Here is a 6,777-nt window from a genome sequence, read left to right as displayed (position 1 = left end):
TCGCCGAGTTGGTCGCGCAGGGCCTCCATCACCGGGCGCGCGATCGCGCGCAGATCGACATCGCCGCGCAGGCGTACCCCAAGCCGCCGCCCGCATCCAAGTCATCGACCGCGCCGCCGCGCTACTCGACACCATCGCCCGCTATCCCGAACCGGTCAGCCTCAAGATCCTAGGCGCCGAGACCGGACTGCATGCCTCGACCGCGCATCGCATCCTCGCCTCGCTGATCCAGAACGGCCTCGTCGAGCGCGACCCCGCGGGCCACTATCGGCTTGGGCTGCGCCTGCTCCAGCTTGGGGTACGCCTGCGCGGCGATGTCGATCTGCGCGCGATCGCGCGCCCGGTGATGGAGGCCCTGCGCGACCAACTCGGCGAGAGCGTCAATCTGACCATCCGCGAGGGCGATGAGGTGGTCTATATCGAGAAGGCCACGCCCAACCGCATGATCCACGTCCAGCAGTTGATCGGCGCCCGCGCGCCGCTGCACGTCACCGCGGTCGGCAAGCTGATGCTCGGCGCCGGCGGCGCGGAGGCGATCAACGCCTATGCCGAGCGCACCAATCTACCAGCCTATACCCGCAACACTCTGACCGATGTCGCAGCGCTGCGCGAGGTCTGTCTGCACGGGATCCGCGATGGCTACGCGCTCGATGACGAGGAGGCCGAGCTGGACGTGGGCTGCATCGGCGTCCTGCTCTACGACGGCACCGACCGCGTTGCAGGCGGTCTCTCGGTCTCGGCGCCGATCGAGCGCCGGCAACTAGCCTGGATCGAGGATCTGAGGCGCGCGGGGCAGCGCATCTCCGAGCAGCTTGGCTAGCGGGTTGGCAGCAACGATTGTCTTGGATGTTCGTTCCGTTCCGCCCGCCCCGCTCGTGCTAACATCGTGCTTCCGCCCTATCGCTCACGAAGACGCCAAGATGGAAGTCGCCATTCGTAAGATGGGAAATTCGAGGGGTGTGCTAATCCCGAAGCCTATCCTGGCCCAACTCGGACTCGAGGGTGTCGCGGACCTTCAGGTTCGCGACGGCGTGATCGAGATCCGCCCGATGTGCCGACATCCACGAGAAGGCTGGGAGACAGATGCCCAACGGCTCGCCCAAGAAGGTGAAGATGCCTTGGTCTGGCCAGAGTTTGTCAACCAAGACGATGCTGACTTGGTGTGGTGACGAGGACCGGGGATATTTGGCTGGCGCAACTCGATCCAACCGTAGGCCGCGAGATTCAGAAGACCCGCCCCTACGTCGTCATCTCGCCGAATGAGATGAATGAGCACTTGCGAACCCTGATTGTGGCCCCGATGACGACGGGCTCGCGGCCGGCGGTTTTTCGCGTACCGGTTAGCTTCCAGGGCAAGCAGGGCCTCATTGTTCTCGACCAGATCCGGACACTCGACCGCGCCAGGCTCGTTAAATACCTCGGGGCGCTGGATGCAGCGACGCTCGAAACGACCCTGCGCACGCTGCAGGCGATGTTCGCAACAACCTCCTAGCGGCGCAGCCGCTGCCGACGCCCAGCAGCCTGCGGGCGTTTGCCGGATGACCTTACCGCAGGCCGAGGCTGCCGGCCTTGCGCGGGCGGGTCTCCAGCACTCGCCGGCTGAACACTCGGCACCAGCTGCTGCTTGCCGTTGCCGATCAGATCCGCCCGCCCCATCCATGAGAAGTACCGGTGCCGTCAGTGATCCGGGCGCTGCTTGGCGAGCCATGCGGCGATGAGGTCGGGATCAAGCCCCTTGAGCCGATCCTCGGGATCGAAGTGCTTGAGGATCGATTCGGGATCATGCTCGATGGCGTCTTCGATCACCTTCTTTTGCGGGTCGCGGATGAATTGCTCTAGGGTGTAGGCCATGGCCATGGCCAATGCCTCGCGTCGGTAGAGTAAGCACAGGTGTTCAAGCAGCGCCCAGTGACCAGGTTGCGTTAACGCCGGAAGCGCTCAAGGTTATCGAGAAACCAACGGTAGGTCTGTCCGAGCCCGGCCTCGAGGCCATACTGCGCTTGCCAGCCGAGTGCGTGGAGCCTTGAGACATCCAGCAGCTTGCGTGGCGGCCCGTCAGGCTTGCTCGGATCAAAGCCCAGCTCGCCCTGATAGCCGGTGACCTTGGCGACGATCTCAGCCAGCTCGCGGATGGTCACATCGACGCCGGTGCCGACGTTGATGTGCGAGCACATCGGCTGGGTGTTGGCCTGATAGGTCGCGAGGTCGAGATTGAGCACATGCAGGCAGGCGGCGGCCATGTCGTCGACATGCAGGAATTCGCGCTTAGGGGTGCCACTGCCCCAGATGACGACCTCGGGGCTGTTGGCTTGGGTGGCTTCGTGGAAGCGCCGCAGCAGCGCCGGGATGACGTGGCTGTGCTCGGGGTGGAAGTTGTCGCCGGGGCCGTAGAGGTTGGTCGGCATCACGCTGCGGTAGTCGCGCCCGTATTGGCGGTTGTAGCTCTCGCAGAGCTTGATGCCGGCGATCTTGGCAATGGCATAAGGCTCATTGGTCGGCTCGAGCGGACCGGTGAGCAGGGCATCCTCGGCCATCGGCTGCGGGGCTTCGCGCGGGTAGATGCAGGAGGAGCCGAGGAACAGCAGCTGCTGGATGTCGGCCTGATGCGCGGCCTGGATCAGGTTGGCCTCGATCATCAGGTTCTGGTAGATGAATTCGGCCGGCAGGCTGTTGTTGGCCTGGATGCCGCCGACCTTGGCGGCGGCGATGATGACTTGATCGATCTGATGCCGTTGGAAGAAGGCGTTGACCGCCTGCTGGTTGAGCAGGTCCAGCTCGGCGCGGCTCGCGGTGAGTAGCTCGACCTCGCCCTGAGCCTCTAGCTGGCGGGCGATGGCGCTGCCGACCATGCCGCGGTGGCCGGCGATGAAGATGACGGGCTTGTTGGCTGTTTGATGCATGTTTGGGCTCCTCCGATTCAGCGTCCGTCCTCACGTGCGATCGGGATCGCGTGCCCGTGGGCCTTGAGCAGGGCGTAGCGGCGGGCGCTTTGGAGGTCTTCAGCGACCATCTCGGCGCACATCGCTTGCACAGTGATCTCGGGCACCCAGCCAAGGCGCTCGCGGGCGAGTGTCGGATCACCAAGCAGGGTCTCGACCTCGGAGGGACGGAAGTAGCGGGGGTCGACGCAGACGATGACGTCGCCAACCTTGAGCGCAGGGGCGATCTCGGGATCGGCGATGGCAGTGACGATGCCTTGCTCGTTGAGGCCTTCACCCTGGAATTCCAGGCTGATGCCAAGCTCAGCAGCGGTCCATTCGACGAACTGGCGCACCGAGTATTGCTTGCCGGTGGCGATGACGAAGTCTTCGGGCTGCTCCTGCTGGAGCATCAGCCATTGCATGCGCACGTAGTCTTTGGCGTGGCCCCAGTCGCGCAGCGCGTCCATGTTGCCGAGATACAGGCACTGCTCGAGGCCTTGGGCGATGTTGGCCAGGGCGCGGGTGATCTTGCGGGTGACGAAGGTCTCGCCGCGGCGCGGGCTCTCGTGGTTGAAGAGGATGCCGTTGCAGGCATACATCCCGTAGGCTTCGCGGTAGTTGACGGTGATCCAGTAGGCGTAGAGCTTGGCGGCAGCATAGGGGCTGCGCGGGTAGAACGGCGTGGTCTCGCGCTGCGGGACCTCTTGGACCTGGCCGAACAGCTCGGAGGTGGATGCCTGGTAGAAGCGAGTCTTGTCGGCGAGGCCGAGGAAACGGATGGCTTCGAGCAAGCGCAGGGTGCCGATGGCATCGACGTCGGCGGTGTATTCGGGGGCCTCGAAGCTGACCGCGACGTGCGACTGGGCTCCGAGGTTGTAGAGCTCATCGGGCTGCACCTGTTGGATGATGCGCGTGAGGTTGGAGGTGTCGGTCAGGTCGCCGTAGTGCAAGACGAATTGCTGGTCCTGCTGGTGCGGGTCTTCGTAGATGTGGTCGACGCGCTGGGTGTTGAACAGCGAGGCGCGGCGCTTTATGCCGTGGACTTCGTAGCCCTTCTCGAGCAGGAATTCGGCAAGGTAGCTGCCGTCTTGGCCGGTGATGCCGGTGATGAGGGCTTTCTTGGACACGGGCGAGGCTCCTGTTTGTGCGGTCCGTCGGGTCGTCTGGTCGCGAAGTCTAACGCAGCGCTGGTGCGCGGCGGGCAGACTTTGCCACCGCCGTTGGGTTTCAGCGCAAGGAATGCCTTACTATGGTAATGCCTTCACCGCCATCGACGGAGACTTCATGATGACCGATGTCAAGACCGATACGCTGCCCGCCCCCGTACCGCCTTTCGGCGACCTCGAGAAGAACTGGGGCTGGCTGTTAGCCTTTGGCCTATTCTCTATCATCCTCGGTAGCATCGGTCTCGGCATGACCTTTATGCTGACCGAGCTTGTGGTGGTGTTCTTTGCCGCACTACTGATCGTTGGCGGGGTCTTCCAGATCCTCGATGCCTTCAAGTGTCATGGCTGGAAAAGCACGATCTGGCATGTGCTGATCGCGCTGCTCTATATCGGCGTTGGCGTCTACATGACCATCCATCCGGTGGTCGCTGCCGTTTCGCTCACATTGGTCGTCGGTGCCATGCTGATTGCAACCGGTATTGCCCGCGCAATCATGGCCTTTCAGGTTAAGCCGGCCTCTGGCTGGTACTGGCCACTGATCTCCGGCATCATCTCGCTCGTGCTCGGCGGCATGATTTTGGCGGAGTGGCCGCAGTCTGGGTTCTTCATCATCGGGCTGTTCATCGCCATCGAGCTGATCTTCAACGGCTGGTCTTATCTGTTCATCGCGCTTGCCGCTCGCGCTGCCGGTAAAAACCGGCTCGCATCGAGCGGCGCAACCGCCGCCTAATCCTGGCAACGTGTCAAACGGCGCCGAATCCTGTGGCGCCGCGCCATGATCGTTAGGCCGACGCGATTCGCGCTCATCACCTGCCAAGGACGGCATCAGCTCCGCGGGACTCGCGTCTCAGCAAGCGTCGTCTACACTGTACCGCATGCCGAGCCCCCATCCGCACTAACGGGATGGCTCACGTTGGCATGTCACACAGCGGCCGCACGCACAGCATGCGCCGAACAAGCATCGAAAGCTCCCGCCCAAGCCACACAGGCACTGTCTGCAGGCTGGTCCATAACAAAGGGAGCATCCACCACTGACGGAGGCTCGGGATGAAAGACGGCGTCATCCTCTCGATTGACCAAGGCACCACCGGCTCGACGGTGCTGTTCTTCGACCATGCCGGCCAGATTCGAAGCCGCGCCTACTCGGAATTCACCCAGCATTACCCGAAGCCAGGCTGGGTCGAGCACGATGCCGAGGAGATCATGCTGGTCACCATGAAGGTGATCGGCGAGGCGCTCAAGGCCGGCGGTATCGCGCCGAATGACATCAAAGGCATCGGCATCACCAATCAGCGCGAGACGGCGGTGCTTTGGGATCGCGCCAGCGGTAAACCGGTCGGCCGCGCCATCGTCTGGCAGGATCGGCGCACTGCCGACGATTGCGCTGAGCTCAAAGCACAGGGCCACACCGAGCTGGTGCAGCAGAAAACCGGCTTGGTGATCGATCCCTACTTCTCCGGCACCAAGATCAAGTGGATGCTGGACAATATCCCCGGCCTACGCAAGCGCGCAGAGCAAGGCGAGATCTGCTTCGGCACCATCGACTCCTGGCTGGTCTACAACCTCACCGGCGGCAAGACGCACATCACCGACTATTCCAACGCCTCGCGTACCCTGCTCTACAACATCCGCGAGCTGCGCTGGGACGAGGAGCTGCTGGCGCTGCTGGATATCCCGGCCGCGATCCTCCCTGAGGTCCGCCCCTCCTCAGAGGTGTACGGCGAAACCGATCCGCAGATGTTCTTTGGCACCCACGGCATCCCGGTCGCCGGGATCGCCGGTGATCAGCAGGCAGCCCTGTTCGGTCAAGCCTGCTACACGCGCGGCATGGCCAAGAATACCTATGGCACCGGCTCCTTTGTGCTGATGAACACCGGCACCGAGGCGGTGACCAGCAACGAGCAACTGCTGACCACCATCGCCTGGGGTATCGGCAACGAGCCGGTCGAGTACGCCCTCGAAGGGGCGATTTTCGTCACTGGCTCGGCTGTGCAATGGCTGCGCGATGGGCTGAAGATGATCGAGCATGCCAAAGAGACGCGCGAGCTGGCGCGGGCGGTGCCGGAGAACGAAGACGTCTACTTCGTGCCAGCGCTGGTCGGCCTGGGTGCTCCGCATTGGGACCCCTACGCTCGCGGCCTGCTGATCGGGCTGACCCGAGGCACAACGCGCGGTCACATCGCGCGCGCGGTGCTCGAGAGCATGGCCTATCAGACCCGCGACGTGATCGAGGCAATGGAGCGCGATTCCGGCATCGCCCTCAAAGAACTGCGTTGCGACGGCGGCGCGTCAGTCAACAGTGTCTTAATGCAGTTCCAGTCGGACATTCTTGGCGTCAAGGTCGAGGTGCCGAGCATCATCGAGACCACCGCGCTCGGCGCCGCCTATCTGGCTGGTCTCGCCGTCGGCTTCTGGGAAAGCCGCGATGAGATCGCCAAAAAATGGGCACTGGATGTGCGCTATCGGCCGCGCATCGATGAGGCCAAGCGTGAAAAGCTCTTCAAGCGCTGGCATCGCGCGGTGGAGCTCGCGAAGGGCTGGGCGCGGGAAGAAGTAGAGAGTGATTAGAAAATGCCCATCAGCTTCTTCCCGATTTTAGGGCCAGTGTTGAGCGATTATCGGGAACTAGAACATGAACAGCCACTTAGCGTGGAGTGCGCTCTCTTGCGTCGCTGGGTGAACTCCGTCGG

The 6,777-nt window shown here is 63.2% G+C and carries 9 protein-coding genes; 5 read left to right on the top strand and 4 right to left on the bottom strand.

Features of this window, described 5'->3' with window-relative positions; translation table 11 throughout:
• Positions 1 to 94: 94 nt before the first annotated feature.
• The 3 genes from CKO42_RS01060 to CKO42_RS01050 all read left to right on the top strand — a co-directional run bounded on the left by CKO42_RS01060 (position 95) and on the right by CKO42_RS01050 (position 1,492).
• Positions 95 to 820: an IclR family transcriptional regulator domain-containing protein gene (locus CKO42_RS01060; RefSeq protein ID WP_200236981.1), complete on the top strand. Its 726-nt coding sequence runs from the start codon at positions 95 to 97 to the stop codon at positions 818 to 820.
• Positions 821 to 920: 100 nt separating this feature from the next.
• Positions 921 to 1,169: an AbrB/MazE/SpoVT family DNA-binding domain-containing protein gene (locus CKO42_RS01055; protein WP_242479029.1), complete on the top strand. Its 249-nt coding sequence runs from the start codon at positions 921 to 923 to the stop codon at positions 1,167 to 1,169.
• Entirely contained in the window at positions 1,163 to 1,492 is a 330-nt protein-coding gene (locus tag CKO42_RS01050) for a type II toxin-antitoxin system PemK/MazF family toxin (protein WP_338034825.1), read from the top strand. Before CKO42_RS01055 ends, CKO42_RS01050 begins: the two co-directional genes overlap by 7 nt.
• Here CKO42_RS01050 and CKO42_RS01045 read toward each other — a convergent pair.
• From CKO42_RS01045 to gmd, 4 genes are all read right to left on the bottom strand, one after another.
• Positions 1,489 to 1,656, bottom strand: a complete 168-nt coding sequence (locus tag CKO42_RS01045) for a DUF3362 domain-containing protein (RefSeq protein WP_200236865.1) — start codon at positions 1,654 to 1,656, stop codon at positions 1,489 to 1,491. The two genes, CKO42_RS01050 and CKO42_RS01045, sit on opposite strands and share 4 nt — an antisense overlap.
• Before the next feature lie 21 nt (positions 1,657 to 1,677).
• Positions 1,678 to 1,857, bottom strand: a complete 180-nt coding sequence (locus CKO42_RS01040; RefSeq protein WP_200236984.1) for a hypothetical protein — start codon at positions 1,855 to 1,857, stop codon at positions 1,678 to 1,680.
• Between the two features lie 65 nt (positions 1,858 to 1,922).
• Positions 1,923 to 2,900 carry a GDP-L-fucose synthase gene (gene fcl / locus CKO42_RS01035; RefSeq protein WP_200236858.1) on the bottom strand — a complete coding sequence of 326 codons (978 nt, stop codon included), beginning with the start codon at positions 2,898 to 2,900 and terminating at the stop codon, positions 1,923 to 1,925.
• Positions 2,901 to 2,917: 17 nt separating this feature from the next.
• Entirely contained in the window at positions 2,918 to 4,048 is a 1,131-nt protein-coding gene (gene gmd / locus CKO42_RS01030) for a GDP-mannose 4,6-dehydratase (RefSeq protein ID WP_200236853.1), read from the bottom strand.
• A gap of 112 nt (positions 4,049 to 4,160) precedes the next feature.
• Between gmd and CKO42_RS01025 the strand changes: the two genes are divergently transcribed.
• Positions 4,161 to 4,817 (top strand): HdeD family acid-resistance protein, encoded by a 657-nt coding sequence (locus CKO42_RS01025; protein WP_242479028.1) that lies wholly within the window; start codon positions 4,161 to 4,163, stop codon positions 4,815 to 4,817.
• Between the two features lie 317 nt (positions 4,818 to 5,134).
• Entirely contained in the window at positions 5,135 to 6,655 is a 1,521-nt protein-coding gene (glpK, locus tag CKO42_RS01020; RefSeq protein WP_200236843.1) for a glycerol kinase GlpK, read from the top strand.
• Positions 6,656 to 6,777 lie beyond the last annotated feature (122 nt).

This window comes from Lamprobacter modestohalophilus, from assembly GCF_016583905.1.
Lineage (GTDB): Bacteria > Pseudomonadota > Gammaproteobacteria > Chromatiales > Chromatiaceae > Lamprobacter > Lamprobacter modestohalophilus.
Note: the sequence above shows the minus strand (reverse complement) of the source record. Positions and strands in the feature narration are given on the sequence as shown.